General features: G+C 71.0%; 15 protein-coding genes and 1 tRNA gene. 10 read left to right on the plus strand and 6 right to left on the minus strand.

Annotated elements, in window-relative coordinates; all coding sequences use genetic code 11:
• Nucleotides 1-68 precede the first annotated feature (68 nt).
• Both PX701_RS03960 and PX701_RS03965 read right to left on the minus strand, forming a co-directional pair.
• On the minus strand, nt 69-6,164 hold the full coding sequence (locus PX701_RS03960) for a ThuA domain-containing protein (protein WP_275505537.1): 6,096 nt from the start codon (nt 6,162-6,164) through the stop codon (nt 69-71).
• Nucleotides 6,165-6,384: 220 nt separating this feature from the next.
• Nucleotides 6,385-7,236 carry a class I SAM-dependent methyltransferase gene (locus tag PX701_RS03965; protein WP_275505538.1) on the minus strand — a complete coding sequence of 284 codons (852 nt, stop codon included), beginning with the start codon at nt 7,234-7,236 and terminating at the stop codon, nt 6,385-6,387.
• A gap of 89 nt (nt 7,237-7,325) precedes the next feature.
• Here PX701_RS03965 and PX701_RS03970 point away from each other — a divergent pair, with 89 nt between their 5' ends.
• On the plus strand, nt 7,326-8,072 hold the full coding sequence (locus PX701_RS03970) for a phosphoglyceromutase (RefSeq protein ID WP_231430238.1): 747 nt from the start codon (nt 7,326-7,328) through the stop codon (nt 8,070-8,072).
• 68 nt (nt 8,073-8,140) lie between these two features.
• On the opposite strand, the gene phoU is transcribed toward PX701_RS03970, so the two are convergent.
• Nucleotides 8,141-8,800, minus strand: a complete 660-nt coding sequence (phoU, locus tag PX701_RS03975; RefSeq protein ID WP_231430239.1) for a phosphate signaling complex protein PhoU — start codon at nt 8,798-8,800, stop codon at nt 8,141-8,143.
• A 189-nt stretch (nt 8,801-8,989) separates the two neighbouring features.
• On the opposite strand from phoU, the gene PX701_RS03980 reads away from it, so the two are divergent.
• The 3 genes from PX701_RS03980 (at nt 8,990) to PX701_RS03990 (ending at nt 11,325) form a co-directional block, all read left to right on the plus strand.
• Nucleotides 8,990-10,234, plus strand: coding sequence for a sensor histidine kinase (locus PX701_RS03980; protein WP_231430240.1), 1,245 nt, complete (start codon nt 8,990-8,992; stop codon nt 10,232-10,234).
• Entirely contained in the window at nt 10,231-10,911 is a 681-nt protein-coding gene (locus tag PX701_RS03985) for a response regulator transcription factor (protein WP_275505541.1), read from the plus strand. Before PX701_RS03980 ends, PX701_RS03985 begins: the two co-directional genes overlap by 4 nt.
• A gap of 75 nt (nt 10,912-10,986) precedes the next feature.
• Entirely contained in the window at nt 10,987-11,325 is a 339-nt protein-coding gene (locus PX701_RS03990) for a hypothetical protein (protein WP_275505542.1), read from the plus strand.
• Between the two features lie 75 nt (nt 11,326-11,400).
• Here PX701_RS03990 and PX701_RS03995 read toward each other — a convergent pair whose 3' ends face one another.
• Nucleotides 11,401-11,925, minus strand: a complete 525-nt coding sequence (locus tag PX701_RS03995; RefSeq protein ID WP_231430243.1) for a hypothetical protein — start codon at nt 11,923-11,925, stop codon at nt 11,401-11,403.
• Nucleotides 11,926-12,082: 157 nt separating this feature from the next.
• Here PX701_RS03995 and PX701_RS04000 point away from each other — a divergent pair, with 157 nt between their 5' ends.
• The 4 genes from PX701_RS04000 (at nt 12,083) to rlmB (ending at nt 16,351) form a co-directional block, all read left to right on the plus strand.
• On the plus strand, nt 12,083-12,565 hold the full coding sequence (locus tag PX701_RS04000; RefSeq protein WP_022889889.1) for a CarD family transcriptional regulator: 483 nt from the start codon (nt 12,083-12,085) through the stop codon (nt 12,563-12,565).
• Nucleotides 12,566-12,634: 69 nt separating this feature from the next.
• A complete protein-coding gene (gene ispD, locus PX701_RS04005) occupies nt 12,635-13,840 on the plus strand; it encodes a 2-C-methyl-D-erythritol 4-phosphate cytidylyltransferase (protein WP_275505543.1) in 1,206 nt (401 codons plus the stop codon).
• 40 nt (nt 13,841-13,880) lie between these two features.
• Entirely contained in the window at nt 13,881-15,311 is a 1,431-nt protein-coding gene (gene cysS / locus PX701_RS04010) for a cysteine--tRNA ligase (RefSeq protein ID WP_231430245.1), read from the plus strand.
• Nucleotides 15,308-16,351, plus strand: a complete 1,044-nt coding sequence (rlmB, locus tag PX701_RS04015; RefSeq protein ID WP_275505544.1) for a 23S rRNA (guanosine(2251)-2'-O)-methyltransferase RlmB — start codon at nt 15,308-15,310, stop codon at nt 16,349-16,351. Before cysS ends, rlmB begins: the two co-directional genes overlap by 4 nt.
• Nucleotides 16,352-16,439: 88 nt before the next feature.
• On the opposite strand, the gene PX701_RS04020 is transcribed toward rlmB, so the two are convergent.
• Together PX701_RS04020 and PX701_RS04025 are read right to left on the minus strand one after the other, a co-directional pair.
• The gene (locus tag PX701_RS04020) at nt 16,440-17,759 is read right to left on the minus strand and encodes a DUF4032 domain-containing protein (protein WP_231430247.1); all 1,320 of its coding nucleotides are present in this window, start codon (nt 17,757-17,759) and stop codon (nt 16,440-16,442) included.
• A gap of 121 nt (nt 17,760-17,880) precedes the next feature.
• On the minus strand, nt 17,881-18,981 hold the full coding sequence (locus PX701_RS04025) for an ABC transporter ATP-binding protein (RefSeq protein ID WP_231430248.1): 1,101 nt from the start codon (nt 18,979-18,981) through the stop codon (nt 17,881-17,883).
• A gap of 281 nt (nt 18,982-19,262) precedes the next feature.
• On the opposite strand from PX701_RS04025, the gene PX701_RS04030 reads away from it, so the two are divergent.
• Entirely contained in the window at nt 19,263-20,195 is a 933-nt protein-coding gene (locus PX701_RS04030) for a DsbA family protein (protein WP_231430249.1), read from the plus strand.
• 111 nt (nt 20,196-20,306) lie between these two features.
• Nucleotides 20,307-20,379: transfer RNA gene (locus PX701_RS04035), tRNA-Thr, on the plus strand.

The following is a 20,379-nucleotide window of genomic DNA, read 5'->3' on the forward strand; positions in this document are numbered from 1 at the left end:
GCGCGCCGGCTCCTTCGCGCGCACGACGACGGCCCCGACGCCGGAGCGCCGGGGCCGTCGTCACAGGGCTACCTGCAGTTCGCCTTGGCGTACGCCGCGCGCGCCTCGGCCTCGTGCTCGCCGTCCTGATGGCGGGCGGTCACCTCAAGCGTGCCCTTCTTGAGTCGCGCCGTGCCCGTGTCGAACAGGTGGTACACCGCCGAGCCCGCCGCGACGTCGGCGATCTCGTGGTCGCCCCACGGCGTCGAGATCACGAGGTCGGCCGGCGTGTTGCCCGTGTTCGCCGCGTACACGGCGACCTGGGCGGTTCCGGCGAGGCACTGGCTGGCGGCGGTCGCCGTCACGCCCATCTCGACGGGGACGGGCTCGTCGATCGTGAGCGTGGCCGCCTGTTCCTCCTCGGCGTTGCCGGCGACGTCGACCGAGCGGTAGGCGACGGTGTGGTCGCCGGCACCGGTCACGACGATCGGGTCGGCGTACGCGCCCCATTCGCCGTCGTCGACCCGGAACTCCGTGCGCGCCGCGCCGGAGGTGTCGTCGGTCGCGGTCAGCGTGACGCGGGCGTCGCCGTCGCCGGCGTCGACCGTGGCGGTGGTGACCGGCGCCACCGTGTCGACCTGGACCGTCGCCGACCCCGCCTCCTCGACGTTTCCGGCCGTGTCGGTCGACCGGTAGGCGACGGTCGCCTCGCCCTCGACGATGACGGCGACCGGCTCGGTGTAGGCCGTCCACGCTCCGTCGCCGATCGCGTACTCGGTGGTGGCGACCCCCGATCCGCCGGCGTCGCTCGCCTCGAGCGAGAAGCTCGGCGCGGCCGTGTACCAGCCGGCCTCGCCGTCGGGCTCGGCGGGATCCCACGTGAGCGTCGTCGTCGGCGATGTCGTGTCCTCCGACTCGGCCTCGAGCGTGAACGAGTCGAACCCGACCACGACCGACTCCTCCTGCTGCGGACCGATCGCCATGAGGCCGAGGCCCCGCAGCGGCCGGTCGAAGGTGATGCCGGCGCCGATCGACGTCCAGTTGACGCCGCCGTCGCTCACCTCGGCCGTGTACAGGTCGCCCGTCTTGGTCACCCGGATGTACCAGTACCCGCTCTCGCTGGAGTCCGCGATGTTGAGGTTCCGGTTGCCGATGCCCACCGCGTCGGCCTCGCCCGCGAGCTCCGCCCGCAGGTCGAGCGCCGTACCCGGGTTGTTGTACGCCACGACGTCGGCCTTGACGTAGTTGTCGTCGTCGGCCCACATCATGAGCCCGGCCAGCTGCCAGCGGTGCTTCAGCGGCGCCGTGAACTTCGTCGTCGCCACCCAGTCGCCCTCAGGCGCCTCGGTGAGGACGAAGTTGCGCGGCGAGATCGGGTTCGTGCCGTTGACGTCGCCCGGCTGCGTCTCGATCCTGAGGTGACCGTCGGCGACCTCCAGGTGGTTCGAGTCGTAGCGCACGCTCTGCGACCAGCGGCAGCCGTCGAGCGTGGTCCCGTCGAACTCGTCGTTCGGCGTCACCGGATCACCGGGCTCCGGTTCCGGTGCGAAGCGGAACCAGTCGGCCGTCGCCACCGCCGGCGTGCTGCCGAGGTCGCCCGCGGACATCAGGCCGATCCTCGCGTTCGCCTTGAGCTGCAGGCTTCCGGCGAGCGGGGTCCACGTCGTGCCGTCGGCGGAGTACGCGCCCGTGAGGGTCGTGCCGTCGCTCGTCAGCTTGAGGTGGATCGTCGACGGGAAGTCGGCCGGCAGCGTGGGCGCCGCTGCGGTGGTCCGCGATCCGCCCGTCTCGCTCTGGAACTCGATGAACCGGTTTCCGTTCTGGTGGCGGACGAAGGCGAGCTTGTTGTATTCGTCGTCGCTCTGGTGCACCACGAGCCCGGCCCACTGCCAGTGCGAGGTGTGGGCGAGCGAGAGCTTCGTCGTCGCCTCCCAGGCACCGGTCGGCAGCGGCTTGCCCGCGAAGCTCACGGGGCCGGTCGACGTCTCGTTGATGTCGCCCGTCGTCACCGGCAGCTTCAGCGTGCCACCCGACTGGGTGATCGGAACCGGGCCCGTGCGCAAGGCCCACGAAGGCGCGACGGCCGGGCCGTCGAACTCGTCGGAGAGCGGCGCACCCGCGCACATGAGCGGTTCGAGCGGCAGTTCGGGCTCGGGCCCCTGCGGGTCGGTGTCGATCGCGAAGTCGGCGAAGTCGACCGTGCCGGCGCCGCTCGCGTGCGACACCGTGAACATGCCGACGTCCTGCGTGCTCGCCGCACCCGTGAGGGTCACGGCGCCGCCGACCTGGGTCCAGCTCGTGCCGTTCTTCGAGAAGTACGCCGTGTACGAGGCATCCGAGCGCTTGAGCTTCACCCAGACGGGGTAGCTGGTGGTGCCGCCCGCGACCGAGGTGTTGAGCTGCCCGTTGCCGTCGGGGTCGGCCAGGAACTCGACGCCGCCCGAGGGGCGGATGCCGACCATCGCGTAGCCGGGCGAGGTGCCCGGTTGCGTCAGGTCGTTGCGAACGATGACGCCGGCCTTCGCCGAGCCGTTCGTGTTCTGCTGGGCGTCGACCTTCACGACCGCCTCCCAGTCCTCGTCGCCGCCGGCGGGGGCGTACAGCGTCGAGTACTCGTCGATGCCCTGCCACGTGTCGGCTCCGGCGCCGGTGATGCGGAAGCGACCCTCGCCGAGGCGTTCGAACACGCCGTCGGCGTTCGTGAACGGCACGAGGTCGCCGAACAGCTCACCGACCTGGGCGACGACGACGCGCGAGGTGCGCGACTTGCCCGCCTCGTTGCTCGCGACCGCGGTGAGCTCGTAGAGCCCCTCCTCCGGTCTCGTCCACGCGGCGGTGAACGGCGCGGACTCGTCGGTGCCGATCGATTCGCCGTCGACGAAGAACTCGACGGCGGTGACGCCGCCGTCGGCGTTGTGCGGGTCGGTCGCCGCGGCCTCGATCGTCACGTCCTGGCCGGGCTCGAGCTCGACGCCCGGGGCGGGTGCGGTGATCGCGACGTCCGGCGCGGCGGTCGGCGAGGAGCCGCGGCCGATCGCCTCGATGAAGTTGAGCTTCGTCTCGCCGCCCCGGAACACGAGGTAGAGGTCGAGCGAGTCGCTCGGGAACGCGCTCACGTCGACGACGACGTCGGCGAACCGCGTCGATCCGGTCGCGGGCACGTCGGCGGTCGCGAGCAGCTCGCCGTCGGCCGCGCCCTTTCGCAGCTCGATCGAGCCTCCCTCGGCGTTCGCCGAGACCCGCAGCGCGAGCTCGTCGACGCGGTGGAAGCTCACCGGCTCGTAGTGCGCCCAGTCGCCGTCGTGCCCGACGACGACCTTGTCGGCCTCGCCGCCCTCCGTGTCGCGGCTCGGTGCCACGGTCACCCCGGGTGAGGCGCCGTCGAAGAACTCGGCCTGCTTGAGCTTGGGGAACACGAGCGTCGTCGCCGAACCCGTGAGCGGGTTCGCGCCGCCCTCGCCGCCGTGGTCGGTGTAGCGCGCGTCGATCGCGAAGAAGATGTCCTCGTCGGGCGCGTGGCCGCCGAGGCTCGTCTCCGTGGTCCCCGTGAGCCCGCTCAACGGGGTCAGCGGGTGGGCGTGGTCGTCGTGGCCGAGTGCCGGCTGGATGATGACCTCCGAGCCGTCGACGGTGCCGTCCTCGGGGTCGGTCACCTGGGCCGCCCACGCGAGCTCGTCGCCGAAGTCGAAGAACGCGCCGTCCGGCGGCAGCGAGATGCCGACGTCGGGCCTCGTGTTGCCGACGGTGATGGGCACGGTCGTGGTGCCGGTCTTGCCGTCGGGGTCGGTCACGGTCAACCGTGCGTCGAAGACGCCCGTCGCGGCGTACGAATGGCTCGCCGTCGCGGTGGTCGCGTCGGTCGTGCCGTCGCCGTCGAAGTCCCACTCGTACGCGAGCGCGGCGTCCTCGGGATCGGTCGAGGCCGTTCCGTCGAAGGCGACCTCGAGGGGCGCCGGGCCCGAGTCACGGTCGACCGCGATCTTCGCGATCGGCGACCGTGAACCCTGGATGTAGTCGATCCGGTGCAGGCCCGAGCTCGGGTTGTCGCGGCCGAAGCCGCCGCCCCAGTCGAGCACGTAGAGCGAACCGTCGGGACCGAACTTCGAGTCGATCGGCGCGAGGAACTGCTCCTGCGGCAGGAAGGCGTTCACCTTCTCAACCTGCGAGCCCGACTCTGCGGCCGGGTCCTTGAGCTGGATCGAGTACATCTTGTTGCGCGCCCACTCGTAGAAGAACGGCTTGCCGTCGTACGACGCGGGAAACTTCGTGTCGGACGCGAGGTCGGGGTCGTAGTCGTAGACCGGACCGCCCATGGGGGCGAGGCCGCCGCCCTGGGGGATCATCTCGGGCACCGACGAGCGCTTGTAGCCGTACCACATGTCGGCGGCGCGGGCCGCGGGCAGCTCGGTCAGGCCGGTGTTGCGCGGCGAGTCGTTGACCGGGGCGTCGCAGTCGAAGAAGTCGCCGACGGTCACCGGGCTCGTCGTGTAGTCGACGTCGCGGAACGGTTCGTTGTCGCCCATGCAGAGGGGCCAGCCGTAGTTGCCGGGGCTCTTGATGAGGTTCCATTCGGCGATGCCGGCGGGGCCGCGGGTTTCGGGCGCATCGGTGCCGTTGTCGGGGGAGTAGTCGGCGAGGCTGATCCAGCCGGTCGCCTGGTCGACCGAGAAGCGGAACGGGTTGCGGAACCCCATCGCGTAGATCTCGGGACGGGTCTTGTCGCCCGGGTCGTCGGCCTCGGGGAACAGGTTGCCCTCGGGCACCGTGTAGCCGGGGCCGTCGGCCTTCGGCGTGATGCGCAGCAGCTTGCCGCGCAGGTCATTGGTGTTCGCCGACGTCGCCCGCGCGTCGTGGAACGTGCCGTCGCGCGTCGACAGCGGCGCGTAGCCGCCGGAGGGCTCGGAGTGCGGGTTCACGTCGTCGCCGACGCTGAGGTAGAGGTTGCCGTCGGCGTCGAAGTCGAGCCCGCCGCCCGTGTGGCCGGGCTCGTCGGGCAGGCGCCGGGCCGGGACCTCGATGATGAGCTCCTCGCTGGCCGGGTCGATGACGCCGTTCTCCATCGTGAACCGGGAGACACGGCTGAAGAAGTTCGACGGGTCCGCGTTGTCGGCGGTGTCGGGCGATCGGTAGAGGTAGACACGACCGTTGTCGGTGAAGTCGGGGTCCAGGGCGATGCCGAGCAGGCCGTCCTCGCCGCCCGAGTACACGTCGAGTTCGAGGGCGGTCGTGACGTTGTTCGTCGCCGGGTCCCAGACCCGTACCTGGCCGCGTACGAGCTCCGTGTAGAAGACGCGGCCGTCGTCGGCGATGTCCATGGCGAACGGTGCCGAGGTGTTCTCGTCGAGGGCGACCTTCTCGAAGTCGTTCCAGACGGTGCCGCCGCAGTCACCTGGCTCGATGCCGGCGGCGTACTTCACGCCGCCGACGATGTGGGCCATGAAGTCGGGCTCGAGGTAGTGCGAGCCGAAGTGCCCCATCGCGGTCGCCCAGGCGCGTCCGCCGTCGTAGGGCTTGCACCACGAGATCGGGTGGTCGTAGCCCATCGCGTTGCCGCCGGCGTCGTAGGTCGACTCGTCCATCGAGGCGAGCACGTGCGCGGTGCCGCGCACGTTGTTCGAGAAGTTGTACCACTCGTCGGAGCGTTCCCATCGCGCGTCGTCGAAGTGGGCCGTCGACGGGTGCGCATGGTCCTCGATCCGCACCGTGCCCGGCTGGCCGGGGTCGGTGCCGGTGGCCGCGTGGCCCGGCATGAGCGAACCGACGAGCTGGTCCCACCAGGCGTAGTTGCCGCGCATGTCGGTCGCGTTGTGGATGGCGACGATGCCGCCGCCCGCCTCCTGGTAGCGCTCGAGGGCCGCCTTCTGGTCGGCGTTCCACGGGTCGCCGGACGCCTGGAACATGATGAGCGCGTCGAAGCCGGCGAGATCGGTGTCGTTGAAGATCGTGGAGTCCTCGGTGTGCGTCACCTCCATCCCCTCGGCCTCGAGCGCAGCCGTGATGAGCGGCGTGCCCTTGTCGATCGCGTCCGTGTGCCGGAACTGCGTCGTCTTGGTGAAGATCAGCACGTGGGCGCCGTCGTGGGCCTGTGCGGGTGCGGCGATCGCCGTGATCGCGCCTGCGGCGAGGATCACGGCGACGGTTCCGGCGAGGAGCCGGGAGAGGACGTGGTGCAACTTCGTCAGCATGAGACCTCCGTTGGTTTCAGATGCTGGACACGCGATATGGCGGATCGAGTGCGAGCCCGGTCCTGAACCTAGGGCGACTTATGTCGTGCGTCAAGCAAAAGTTGGTTGCGTATCGTCTTCTTACTCGAACACGGCGGTCTGTAATGATCGAACACGCGCAGAACTTGCGCCTCGGAAGGCACTCTGAAAGGGCCCCTGAACGGGCGTTTCGGGCCCGAACTCAGCGCGGTGCGACCGCTGCCCACGGCAGGGTGAGCTCGCCCAGCCGGCTCCGGCGCGGACCGCCGATCACGGGCCATCCCTCGTGCCGCAGGGTGGCGACCATCGCGATCCAACGTTGGGAGGGCCCGTAGACCGCGAGGGGGGCATGCATCCGCCACGCGGCGTCGAGTGCCGCGAGGAGCTCGTGCACCGGCTCGCCGGGGACGTTCCGATGGATGAGCGCCTTCGGCAGCCGCTCGGCCACGACCGAGGGGTTCTCGAGCCCCGAGCGGCGGAGGCTGATCGTGAAGGTGCGCGGCCCGTCGCCGCCGAGCCCGATCCAGCTCGCTACGCGGCCGAGCTCGTCGCACGTGCCCTCCACCACGAGTCCGCCGGGAGCGAGGCGCGCGGTCATGTGCGCCCAGGCGCCCGCGACGTCGGACTCGTCGTACTGCCGCAGGACGTTGAACGCACGGATCACGACGGGTCGGCGATCGCCCGGCGTCGGCACCTCGAACCCGCCGACCGCGAAGCCGACGTCGAGACCCGGGTCGAAGTGGGCGTCGCCTGCGCGCACCCGCTCGAGCTGCTCGCGGGCGACGCGCACCCGCTCGGGCTCGATCTCGAGGCCGAGCACGCGCACGTCGGGTCGCACGTGCACGAGGCGCGAGGCGAGCTCGAGCGTCGTCACGCCGCTCGCCCCGTAGCCGAGGTCGACGACGAACGGGTCGGTCGCGTGCACGAGGGCGGGGTGCGCCGCGATCCACCGGTCGACGCGGCGCAGCCGGTTCGCGTTCGTGGTGCCGCGGGTCACGGTGCCGACGCGCTGCCCGGGCCGCAGGCGCCGGGGGTGGGGCGAGGCGTCGGGCATGCCTCCAGTCTGTCAGGCACTCGGCGAGGCATCCGGTCATCGCGCTTCACGCGACGGGGCGCCGGATGCCTCGCCGGTAGGCTGTTCGCATGCCTCACACCCTCGTGCTGCTCCGCCACGGCAACAGCGAATGGAACCAGAAGAACCTGTTCACCGGTTGGGTCGACGTGCGACTCTCCGAGCTCGGCCGCACCGAGGCCGCGCGCGCCGGCGAACTCCTCGCGGAGCACGGCGTGCTGCCCGACGTGCTGCACACGTCGGTGCTCACGCGCGCGATCCAGACCGCGAACATCGCGCTCGACGTCGCCGACCGCGCGTGGATCGACGTCCGCCGCACGTGGCGCCTCAACGAGCGCCACTACGGCGCGCTGCAGGGGCTCGACAAGGCCGAGACGCTCGAGAAGTACGGCCCCGAGCAGTTCCAGCTCTGGCGCCGCTCGTTCGACGTGCCGCCGCCCGCGCTCGCCGACGACGCCCAGTGGTCGCAGGTCGGCGACCCGCGTTACGCGGCGCTGAGCGACGACGAGCTGCCCCGCACCGAGTGCCTGAAAGACGTGATCGCGCGCATGCTGCCGTACTGGGAGGTGGGCATCGTCCCCGACCTGGCCGCGGGAAGGACCGTGCTCGTCACCGCGCACGGCAACTCGCTCCGCGCCCTCGTGAAGCACCTCGACGGCATCAGCGACGACGACATCGCCGAGCTCAACATCCCCACCGGAATCCCGCTCGTGTACGAGCTCGACGACGAGTTCCGCCCGACGAAGCCGGCCGAGTACCTCGACCCCGAGGCCGCTGCAGCCGGCGCTGCCGCGGTCGCCGCGCAGGGCAAGAAGTAGGCGCGAGCCGCTGGGACATGACGAGGGGGATGCCGCCCGGCATCCCCCTCGTCAGGTCCGCGTCGCACTCAGAGTGCGGACTTCTCCGGGTCCCAGTCGCCCGTCGCGAGGTACTGCACCTTCTTCGCGATCGACACGGCGTGGTCGGCGAAGCGCTCGTGGTAGCGGCTCGCGAGGGTCGCGTCGACCGTGTCGACCGTCTCGCCCTTCCACTTCTCGCCGAGCACCTTGTCGAACACCGAGAGGTGCAGGGCGTCGACCTTGTCGTCCTCGTTGCGGATCTCCTCGGCGAGGTGCACGTCTTCGGTGCGCAGCAGCTCGACGAGCCGGCGGGCGATCTCGACATCGAGGCGGCCCATCTCGGCGAAGGTCGGGCGCAGCGACTTCGGCACGACCTTGTCGGGGAACCGGTAGCGGGCGAGCTGCGAGATGTGGGTCGACATGTCGCCCATGCGCTCGAGCGAGGCGCTGATGCGCAGTGCGCTCACGACGATGCGCAGGTCGCGCGCCACGGGCTGCTGGCGGGCCAGGATCGTGATCGCGAGCTCGTCGAGCTCGACGGCCGCCTGGTCGATCTTGTCGTCGTCGGCGATCACCTCCTCGGCCAGGCTGACGTCCGACTCGTTGAACGCCCGGGTCGCCTTGTCGATCGAAACGGCGACGAGGTCGGCGATCTCGACGAGTCGTTCCTGCACCTCGGCCAGCTCCTGCTGGAACACCTCACGCATGTTCGGGATACCTCTGTCTCTCATCGGCCGCGCGCACAGCACGAACCGGCCGGGTCGATTCCGGCTCCGCGCCATCTTCTCCGGCGCAGGTGAACAACAGGTGCCGGTTGGCTGAACACTCACCAACGTACCGCTCCACGGCGGGCGAGACGGCGAATCGGGCCGTTGCGGCGTCGTTAGTCTGGTGCCATGGATTCCACCTGGGCAGTGCTCACCGCGCTCGCCTTCGGCCTGTTCCTCGGGGCCGCCTTCATGGTCGTGCTGCACATGGCCGAGCGCCGTGGCTCGAGCGCCGCGAAGGTCGTGGCACCGACGATCCCCGACGGGGTCGACCAGGTGCTCGAGGTGCTGGAGTCCGCCGGGATCGTGCTCGACCCATCGAACAACGTGCTGCGCGCCTCGCCCGGGGCGCTCGCGATGGGGCTCGTGCGCCAGCGGGCGCTCGTGCATCCCGAACTCATCGAGCTCGTGGCCGCGGTCCGCCGCTCGGGCGAGCCGATCGCCGAGGAGCTCGCGGTCGCCAGGTCCGCACAGGGCGAAGCGACGATGCGCCTCCGGGTGCGGGTCGCCCGGCTCGGCGCCCGGTTCGTGCTGCTCCTCGCCGAGGACCGCACCGAGGCGCACCGGCTCGATGAGGTGCGGCGCGACTTCGTCGCCAACATCAGCCACGAGCTGAAGACGCCGATCGCCTCGGTGAGCCTGCTCGCGGAGGCGCTCGACCAGGCCGCCGACGAGCCCGACCAGGTGCGCCGCTTCGCGGGCCGCCTGTCGGTCGAGGCGACGCGGCTCGCGCACATCACGAGCGAGGTCATCGAGCTGTCCCGGCTTCAGGCGCGCGACGCGCTGCGCCCCGACTCCCTCGTCGACGTCGACGAGGTCGTGGCGTCGGCGGTCGACCAGAACCGGGTCGTCGCGGGCGGCAAGCGCGTCGAGATGGCGGTCAAGGCCGCGACCGGGGCGAAGGTCTACGGAGATCGGGCCCTCATGGTCGTCGCCGTGCACAACCTCGTCGCGAACGCGATCGCGTATTCGAACGAGGGCGGAAGGGTGGGGGTCGGCACGAAGATCGTCGACGGCTCCGTCGAGATCGCCGTCACCGACCAGGGCATCGGCATCGACGGCGACGAGCTCGAGCGCGTCTTCGAGCGGTTCTACCGGGTCGACCAGGCCCGCTCCCGCAACACGGGCGGTTCGGGCCTCGGCCTCAGCATCGTCAAGCACACCGTGCAGAACCACGGCGGCGACGTGCGCGTCTGGTCGCAGCCGGGGCGCGGGTCGACCTTCATGATCCGGCTTCCGCTCGCCGAGCTGCCGCCGGTCGACGAACCGGCCGGCGCCGATGCTGCGCGATCCGCGGAGCCTCCGGCGAGTGGCGCCGGCGCGCGCCGACACGCTGCGAAGGCCGCAGCATCCGACCGAGGAGAACACCAGTGACCCGCATCCTGCTCGTCGAAGACGAGATCGCCCTCTCAGACCCGCTGAGCTTCCTGCTCGAGCGCGAGGGCTACGAGATCGAGGTCGCCGCCGACGGTCCTTCGGCGATCGCGGCGTTCGACCGCGAAGGCGCCGACCTGGTGCTGCTCGACCTCATGCTGCCGGGCCTGCCGGGCACGGAGGTGTGCCGGGAGCTGCGCAACCGCTCGTCGGTGCCGATCATCATGCTGACCGCGAAGGACTCCGAGATCGACATCGTCGTGGGGCTCGAGCTCGGCGCCGACGACTACGTCACGAAGCCGTACAAGACGCGCGAGCTGCTCGCCCGCATCCGTGCCGTGCTCCGCCGACGCACCGAGATCGAGGACTTCGACGAGTCGGTGCTCGAGGGCGGGCGCGTGCGCATGGACGTCGACCGGCACACGGTCGAGGTCGACGGCGTCCAGGTGCCGATGCCCCTGAAGGAGTTCGAGCTGCTCGAGCTGCTGATGCGCAATCCCGGGCGGGTGCTCACGCGGGGCCAGCTCATCGACCGCGTGTGGGGGTCCGACTACTTCGGCGACACCAAGACGCTCGACGTGCACATCAAGCGAATCCGCTCGAAGATCGAGGTGCAGCCCTCCGAGCCCGTCCAGCTGGTGACGGTGCGGGGGCTCGGCTACCGCTTCGAGGGCTAGGCCGACCCGCATGGCCCGTGTGCCGCGGGCGTCGCGCCCTTGCACCGGGCGAGCGGCGTTTGCGACGATCGGGTGATGACCGCCAACGCCCCTGCCGACGGAACCGAACGCACGACCACGCCCGAACCGAGCGCAGGAGAGCGGCCCCGGCGCCACAACGTGCTCGGGTACCTCGGCATCGGCCTCGGGGTGCTCGCCCTGGTCGGCGTGGCCAGCCCGAGCATCCTGTTCGAGTTCGTCGGGGGAGTGCTGCTGATCGCCGCACTCGCGGTGTCGGTGATCGCGATCTTCCGTCCGCGCCCGAAGTGGCCCGCGTTCGTGGGCATCGGCATCTGCGTCATCGCGGCGGTCACCGCGACGGTGATGTTCCTCGTCGGATTCCTCGGCGGCGTCGCGAGCACCTTCCCCGGCTGACCCGCTCCGGGCGGCTCGCCCGGGTGCACGAAAGGCGGATGCCGAAGCATCCGCCCTTCGTCGTCGTCGGTGGGGTCAGCCCGCGGTCGGCGCCTCGGTCGCGACGTCCTCGACGGCGACCTCGGCCGGAAGCAGGCCTGCGTACTCGGGCAGGCGGCCGTCGAGCACGGGGACCTCCTTCTCGATGCCCTCGGCCGAGCCGTACTGGAAGTAGATCGGCAGCAGCGCGCCGGGCTTCGTGTCGATGCCCTCGAGGACCAGCGGCGGGACGACGTCGAGCTCGTCCTCGTCGGCGACGCCGAAGGCGACCGTGGCGCCCGCGTCGACCGGGATGGTCTGCGTCTCGCCGTCGGCGACCTGGACACCGAGTTCGACGTCGTCGGCGCCGTCGTTCACGATCGTCAGCACGAGGGTGCCGTCGACGCCGTCGTCGCTCACGACGAGCACGTTGCGGAGGTGGAGGTCGCCGACGTTGACCCCGACGCCGTCGCTCGCGTCGTACGGCTCGGTCGTCGCCTGATAGGTCAGCATCGAGCAGCCGCTCGCGCCGATCGCGATGCCGAGGGCCAGAGCAGCTGATGCCGCGAGACGCGCCTTCACAGAACCTCCAAGTGCGAGCGTGCGCACGCGCACCCAGGTGGCGCGCGCGATCGACTCCGAGCATATCGCACGGCAGGAGGCGGGCGTGGAAGGGGAGGCGAACCTTAGCACGATCACGAATGTGATATCCTGAAAGTTGCCGAAAGGACTTTTATTCATGCTTTTTGAGGTTGGCGAAACCGTCGTTTACCCCCACCACGGAGCCGCAACGATCACCGAGGTGAAGAAACGGATCATCAAGGGTGAAGAGAAGCTCTACCTCAAGCTGAACGTCACGCAGGGCGACCTCGTCATCGAGGTTCCGGCCGAGAACGTCGACCTCGTCGGCGTGCGCGACGTCATCGGCAAAGAGGGCCTCGACAAGGTCTTCGAGGTGCTTCGCGCGCCGTTCACCGAGGAGCCGACCAACTGGTCGCGCCGCTACAAGGCGAACCTCGAGAAGCTCGCCTCGGGCGACGTGATCAAGGTGTCCGAGGTCGTGCGCGACCTGTGGCGCCGCGATCAGGACCGCGGCCTCTCGGCCGGTGAGAAGCGCATGCTCGCGAAGGCCCGCCAGATCCTGATCTCCGAGCTCGCGCTCGCCGAGAAGACCGACGAAGAGGCGGCGTCGACCGTCCTCGACGAGGTCCTCGCCTCCTGACGTCACGGTCGGTCGAGTAGGCGCGCAGCGCCGTATCGAGGCCACCGGGGTCGCGGCTACGCTCATCCCATGAGCACCCCGCGCACCGCCGTCATCATCGTCGCCGCAGGAAGCGGCACGAGGTTGGGCCGTCCCGAGCCGAAGGCGTTCGTGCCGCTCGGCGACGGCACGGTGCTCTCGACCGCGATCGCCGGCGTGCTCGCCATGCGCGAGACGCCGGCGATCGTCGTCGTCGCCCCCGCCGACCGGGTCGACGAGGTGCGGGGCGGGCTCGCCCCGGTCGTCGCGGCCGCCGGCGCTCCGCTCGAGGTCGTCGCGGGCGGTGCGAGCCGGCAGGACTCCGTGGCCCGGGGCCTCGCGGTCGTCGCCGCTGGCGTCGACACGGTGCTCGTGCACGATGCCGCCCGGCCGCTCACGCCCGCACCGGTCTTCGACGAGGTCGCCGCCGCGGTGCGCGCCCGGGGTCACGGAATCGTGCCGGCACTCGAAGTCGTCGACACCATCAAGCGCGTCGCCGACGGGTCGGTGGTCGAGACGATCGACCGGTCCGAGCTCCGGGCGGTGCAGACCCCGCAGGGGTTCCCGCGCGGGGCGCTCGACCACGCCTACCGTACGGCCGACGCCGAACACACCGACGATGCGGCGCTCGTCGCAGCGACCGGGCTCGTCGTCGACACCGTGCCGGGCGACGTGCGCGCCTTCAAGATCACGGTGCCCGCAGACCTGCGCCGCGCCGAGCAGCTGCTCGCCGAGCCGCACCCGGCCGGCGCCGCCGCGGCGGCCGCCCGGGGCAGGAGCGCCGCGGTGCCGCGCATCGGCACCGGCACCGACGTGCACGCGTTCGGGCAGGACGACACGCCGCTGTGGCTCGCCGGGCTCGAGTGGCCGGGGGAGCGCGGGCTCTCGGGCCATTCCGACGGTGACGCCGCGGCCCACGCGATCTGCGACGCGCTGCTCGCGGCCGCGGGCCTCGGCGACGTCGGCAAGATCTTCGGCACGGCCGACGCGCGCTTCGCCGGCGCCCACGGCGAGGTCTTCCTCGCCGAGACGCGGCGCCTCGTCGAGGCATCCGGGTTCGTCATCGGCAACGTCACGGTGCAGGTCGTGGGCAACCGGCCGAAGCTCGCGCCGCGTCGCGCCGAGGCCGAGGCGCTGCTCTCCCGCGTGCTCGGCGCCCCGGTGAGCGTCGCCGCGACGACGAGCGACGCGCTCGGCTTCACCGGGCGCGGCGAGGGGGTCGCGGCGATCGCGACCGCGCTCATCGTGCCCGCCTGAGCCGCACGACGTTCGGGCCCCCCGCCGGTAGGCTTGGCGGGTGACCGTGCGACTCTACGACTCGAAGGCCCAGGCGCTGCGCGACTTCGTGCCCCTCCGCGAGGGGCGCGTCGGCATGTACGTCTGCGGTCCGACGGTGCAGTCGAGCCCGCACATCGGGCACCTCCGCAGTGCGCTCGTCTACGACATCATGCGGCGCTGGTTCGCCTATCGCGGCAACGAGGTCGTCTTCGTGCGCAACGTCACCGACATCGACGACAAGATCCTCGACGCCGCGCACCGCGAGCTGCAGGGCTCGGGCGAGGAGTGGTGGGCCCTCGCCTACCGCATCGAGCTCGAGTTCACGTCGGGCTACGCGCAGCTCGGCATCCTGCCGCCGACGTACGAGCCGCGGGCGACGGCGAGCGTGCAGCAGATGCAGGAGCTCATCGCCCGCCTCATCGAATCGGGGCACGCCTATCCGGCCGCCGACGACTCGGGCGATGTGTACTTCGACACCTCGAGCTGGCCCGCCTACGGCGAGCTCACGCGTCAGTCGCGCGACAAGATGGAGGCCGCGGCCGACGCCGACCCGCGCGGCAAGCGCGACCCCCGCGACTTCGCCCTGTGGAAGGGACGCAAGCCCGGCGAGCCCGAGTCCGCGGGCTGGCGCTCGCCCTGGGGCGTGGGCCGGCCCGGCTGGCACATCGAGTGCTCGGCGATGGCTGCGCGCTACCTCGGCGACGAGTTCGACGTGCACGGGGGCGGCCTCGACCTGCGCTTCCCGCACCACGAGAACGAGCTCGCCCAGTCGACCGCGGCTGGCCAGGCGTTCGCGCGCTACTGGGTGCACAACGGCCTCGTGAACATCGGCGGGCAGAAGATGTCGAAGTCGCTCGGCAACTCGGTCTACGCGGCCGAGCTCCTGAGCCTCGCCTCTCCGCTCGCCGTGCGGTACCTGCTGGGGCAGGCCCACTACCGTTCGACGCTCGACTACTCGCCGGGCTCGCTCACCGAGGCCGAGGCCGCCGTCGATCGCATCCGCACGTTCCTGCAGCGCGTCGAACGCCGACTCGCCGGCACCCGGTTCGTCGGCGTCGGCGCGCCCGAGGTCCCCGAAGCGTTCGCCGCGGCGATGGACGACGACCTGGGCGTTCCGCAGGCGCTCGCCGTGCTGCACGACACGGTGCGCGCCGGCAACCAGGCGCTCGACGACGAAGAACTGCACGACGCCGCCGTCGCCCACGGGCAGGTGGGCGCCATGGTCGAGGTGCTCGGCATCGATCCCCGCGACCCGCACTGGGCCACGGCCGACGCCGGCCCCGCGGCATCCGCCCTCGGTTCGCTCGTCGAACGCCTCATCGACGACCGCCGCGCAGCGCGCGACGCGAAGGACTGGGCGACCGCCGACCGCATCCGCACCGAGCTCGCCGAGGCGGGCATCACCATCGAAGACAGTCAGACCGGCACGCATTGGAGCTTGGGATCATGAAGGGCAGCAGCGGCAAGTCGCGCGCCGGAGCCGTACGCAAGGGCGGCAAGGGCGCGGCGGGCAAGCAGGTCGGCACCGGCGGGCACGGGCGCAAGGCGCTCGAGGGCAAGGGCCCGACCCCGAAGGCGGAGGATCGCGCCTGGCACCCCGCCGGCAAGCGCAAGGCGGCGCAGGAGCGCTACGCCGCGGCCGGCGGCAAGGGCAAGCCGGCCGGCAAGGTCGCAGGTCAGGGCCGGGGCGCGAGCGCGCCCCGCGGCGCCTCGGGCGCATCGCGCCGCGCCAAGTCCGGCGACGAGTCGGAGATCGTGACGGGCCGCAACTCGGTCGTCGAGGCGCTGCGCACCCGCATTCCCGCGACGACGCTGTACATCGCCGCCCGCGTCGAGATGGACGACCGGGTGAAAGAGGCCGTCAAGCTCGCCACGAACCGCGGCATCCCGATCCTCGAGGTCATGCGGCCCGAGCTCGACCGGCTCGCCGGCGACGGCGGCGTGCACCAGGGCCTCGCGCTCAAGGTGCCGCCCTACGAGTACGCCCACCCGATCGAACTGCTCGACGAGGTCATCGCCCGCGACGAGACGCCGCTGCTGGTCGCCCTGGACGGCGTCACCGACCCGCGCAACCTCGGCGCGATCCTGCGGTCGACGGGCGCGTTCGGCGGCCAGGGCGTCATCGTGCCGCAGCGCCGTTCGGTCGGCGTGAACTCGGCGGCGTGGAAGACCTCCGCGGGCGCCGCGGCTCGCGTGCCCGTCGCGATGGCCGCGAACCTCACGCAGACGCTCAAGAGCCTCAAGGAGCGCGGTGTCTTCGTGCTGGGCCTCGACGGCGACGGCGACGTGTCGCTGCCGGGCCTCAGCTGGGCCGATCGCCCGATCGTCATCGTGGTCGGCAGCGAGGGCAAGGGGCTCTCGCGCCTCGTCGCCGAGACGTGCGACGCGATCGTGTCGATCCCGATCAGCGCCTCGACCGAGTCGCTGAACGCGGGCATCGCCGCATCGGTCACGCTCTACGAGATCGCGAAGCTGCGCGCCGCCGAGTAACGAGCGCGCCGCCGCGCGACCGACCCGCGGGCGCCGACCCGCGGGCGCCGACCCGCGGGCGCCGACCCGCGGGCGCGACGCCCGTGCGTCAGACCTTCAGCCGCCAGTCGTCCTCGTCGTCGGGGTCGATCGCGCTGATCGCAGCCGTCTCGGTCGGCACGACGTCCATCGCCGCCGTGATCGATCCGGTCGGCGGGTCGATCACGGTCGCCTCGTCGCGGCGGTGCCGCAGCACCTCGTTGACGTACGAGGTCACGGCCTCGGCGAGGGGAATGTCGTGTCCGGCGCGCTGCGCCATGAACCAGCGGTGCTCGAGCAGCTGGTGGAACACCTCGGCCGGCTCCAGCTTGCGGCGCAGCTCGAGCGGGATGGCGCGGACCACCGGCTCGAACACCCGCATGAGCCACTCGTGCGCGACCATCTCCTCGTCGAGGTCGGCCTTGCCGTACGCCGCGCGGTACGAGTCGAGGTCGTTGAGCAGCCGCCGGGCCTGGTTCTCGCCCGCGTCGAGGCCGGTGAGGCGCAGCAGGCGCCGCTGGTGGTGGCCCGCGTCGACGACCTTCGGCTGGATGCGGACCGTCGTGCCCGAGGCATCCGTCTTGATCGCCAGCTCTTCGACGTCGAAGCCGAGCTCGTTGAGGCGGTTGACGCGTTCGGTGATGCGCCAGCGCTCGGCGCCGGGGAACGATTCAGGCCCGGTGAGCTCGCCCCAGAGCTTGCGGTAGGCGTCGACGATGCCGTTCGAGATGCGCACCGGGTCGAGCTCGTCGGCGACCTTGCCGCCGGCCTCGAGGTCGAGCAGCTCGCCGGCGATGTTCACGCGCGCGATCTCGAGGTCGTTCTCGCGCTGGCCGTTCGAGAGGCCGCCCTCGAAGAGCTTGCCGGTCTCGGCGTCGACGAGGTAGGCGGCGAACGCGCCGGCGTCACGGCGGAAGAGCGTGTTCGAGAGCGACACGTCGCCCCAGAAGAAGCCGACGATGTGGAGCCGCACGAGCAGCACCGCCAGGGCGTCGACGAGCCGGGTCGCGGTGTCGGGTCGCAGCGTCTGCGAGAACAGGGCCCGGTACGGCAGCGAGAACCGCAGGTGCCGCGTCACGAGCACGGGCTTGAGCTCCTCGGCCTCGTCGTCGGTGCGGTTCGTGATGACCGCGACCGGTTCGACGCAGGGGATCTCGAGCCGCTGCAGGGTGCGCAGCATCTCGTACTCGCCCCGCGCCATCTCGGCGGTCGTCTCCTTGATCGCGACGACGTGGCCGCCGAGGTGGGCGAAGCGCACGAGGTGCCGCGAGATGCCCTTCGGCAGCGCGGCGATCGCGTCGGACGGCCATGACTCGAGCGGGAGGTCCCACGGCAGATCGAGGAGCGCCGGGTCGGTCATGGCCGAGGTGATCGAGAGGGAACCGCTCATATGTCGATCCTTGCAGCCCTGCGGCGGTTGCAGAAACGGGATGCCTCGCGCGGGGCGCCGCCGGAGACGACGATGCCGGCCGGGCCGAGGGCCCGACCGGCATCGATCGTCGTGAGGCGCGTCAGCTGACGACGGCCTTGTTGCCGAGGCGGTCGCCCGACTCGGCGTCGAAGAGGTGCACGTGGTTCGGCGTCGCGGTGAGGTAGACCTTGTCGCCGGCGTTCGGGTGCAGGCGGCCGTCGACGCGCGCGACGATGTCGGTGCGCTTGCCCTCGACGGTCGAGTGCCCGTAGAGGTAGCCGTCGGCGCCGAGCTCCTCGACGAGGTCGACGTCGACCTCGAGGCCCTCGCCCGGGGTCGCCGACACGACGATGTCCTCGGGGCGCACGCCGATCGTGGCGACAGCCCCGTTGGCCTCGGCGAGCACGTCGCGGTCGACGGGAACGACAGCCGTGCCGAACTTGACGCCGGAGTCGACGAGGTCGGCGTGGAACAGGTTCATGGCGGGCGAGCCGATGAAGCCGGCGACGAACACGTTGTTCGGCTTCTCGTACAGGTCGCGCGGGGTGCCGACCTGCTGGAGCAGGCCGTCCTTCAGGACCGCGATGCGGTCGCCCATCGTGAGCGCCTCGGTCTGGTCGTGCGTGACGTAGACGGTCGTGACGCCGAGCCGGCGCTGGAGCGACGCGATCTGGGTGCGGGTCTGCACGCGGAGCTTGGCGTCGAGGTTCGAGAGCGGCTCGTCCATGAGGAAGACCTGGGGCTGGCGAACGATCGCGCGGCCCATCGCGACGCGCTGGCGCTGGCCGCCAGAGAGGGCCTTCGGCTTGCGGCTGAGGTAGGGCTCGAGGTCGAGCAGCTTCGCGGCCTCGAGGACCCGCGCAGCGCGCTCGTCCTTGCCGACGCCCGCGATCTTGAGCGCGAAGCCCATGTTCTCGGCGACCGTCATGTGCGGGTAGAGCGCGTAGTTCTGGAAGACCATCGCGATGTCGCGGTCTTTCGGGGGGACGTCGGTGACGTTGCGGTCGCCGATGAAGATGTTGCCGTCGTTGACCTCTTCGAGGCCGGCGAGCATGCGGAGCGACGTGGACTTGCCGCAGCCGGACGGGCCGACGAGCACGAGGAACTCGCCGTCGGCGATCTCGAGGTCGAGCTGGTCGACCGCGGGGCGGGTGCCGCCCGGGTAGAGGCGGGTGGCCTTGTCGAACGTGACTGACGCCATGTTGATTTCTCTCCTTCACCGGCAGGTACGTGCCGGACGATCCGTTGTGAATGGAAGCGCGTCGACGGTGACGCCTCCTCAGTATCGCACGCGCGGCAGAGGCTCCCGACCACGGAGGAATTCGCGGGGATGCCTCGCACGGACCTCTCGGGGCGGACCGCCAGACCGTCGTCGCGATGTCCAGCCGGGGTTCGGGTGATTCCCAGATGCCGTTCCTACTATCGTGTTCACGTGCGCCCCCCTGTTTCGGCGTGCCCACACAGCGACCGGAGTGACCATCGATGAGCAACGGCGGATCCAACCAGCCACGCCCCACCCGTAACCAGCAGCGGGAGGCCGCGCGCGAGAAGGCGCGCGAGCTCCGCGAGGCGCAGAAGAAGCGCGACCGCCGCAACAAGGTGCTGATCCAGGGCGGAATCATCGTGGCGGTCATCGCGATCGCGGCGCTCGTCGGCACGCTCATCTTCAACAGCGTGAAGCCGGCCGGCCCCGGCCCCGCCAACATGGCGAGCGACGGCATCGTGCTCACGGGGGCCGACGGCACGATCACGCCCGTCGACACCCCGGCGCTCGCAGCCGGTGCGACGCCCAAGCCGACCGAGCAGGACGACAGCGGCACGGTCGCGAACATCGTCGTCTACGTCGACTACCTGTGCCCCTTCTGCGGCCAGTTCGAGACGACGAACGGCGAAGCGATCAGCACGATGGTCGAGCAGGGGGCGGCGACGCTCGAGGTGCACCCGCTCGCGATCCTCACGAACCGATCGAACGGCACCCAGTACTCGCTGCGCGCCGCGAACGCGGCGGCGTGCGTCGCCGACACCTCGCCCGAGGCGTTCCTCGACTTCAACGCGCTGCTCTTCGAGAACCAGCCCGAGGAGGGCAGCGACGGCCTCACGAACGACCAGCTGAAGGAGTTCGTGTCGCAGTCGGGTGCCAAGTCGACGTCGACGATCGAGAAGTGCATCGACGAGACCCAGTTCAAGTCGTGGGTGCAGGAGGCGACGACCCGCGCGCTCACCCAGCCCGTGCCGAACTCGGAGCTCGAGTCGATCAAGGGCACCCCGACGGTGCTCGTGAACGGCAAGCAGTACCAGGGTTCGCTCACCGACCCGGCCGAGTTCCAGTCGTTCGTGCTGCAGGCCACCGGCGAGGCGTTCTCGGAGTCGAACTCGACCCCGTCGCCCACCCCGACGCCCACGCCCGCGGGCTGACCCATCGCGATCGCACGAAGGCCCGGCGCGCGTCGCCGGGCCTTCGTCGTCTCCGCGCACCGGCGGCCGGGCTCCGAGTAGGATTGTCGGGGCCCGCACCGGTCGGGCCATGCCGGCTTGGCGCAATTGGTAGCGCACCGTACTTGTAATACGGGGGTTGCGGGTTCAAGTCCCGCAGTCGGCT

Origin of the sequence: Agromyces chromiiresistens, assembly GCF_029167465.1 — a bacterium.
GTDB classification, from domain to species: Bacteria; Actinomycetota; Actinomycetes; order Actinomycetales; family Microbacteriaceae; genus Agromyces; species Agromyces chromiiresistens.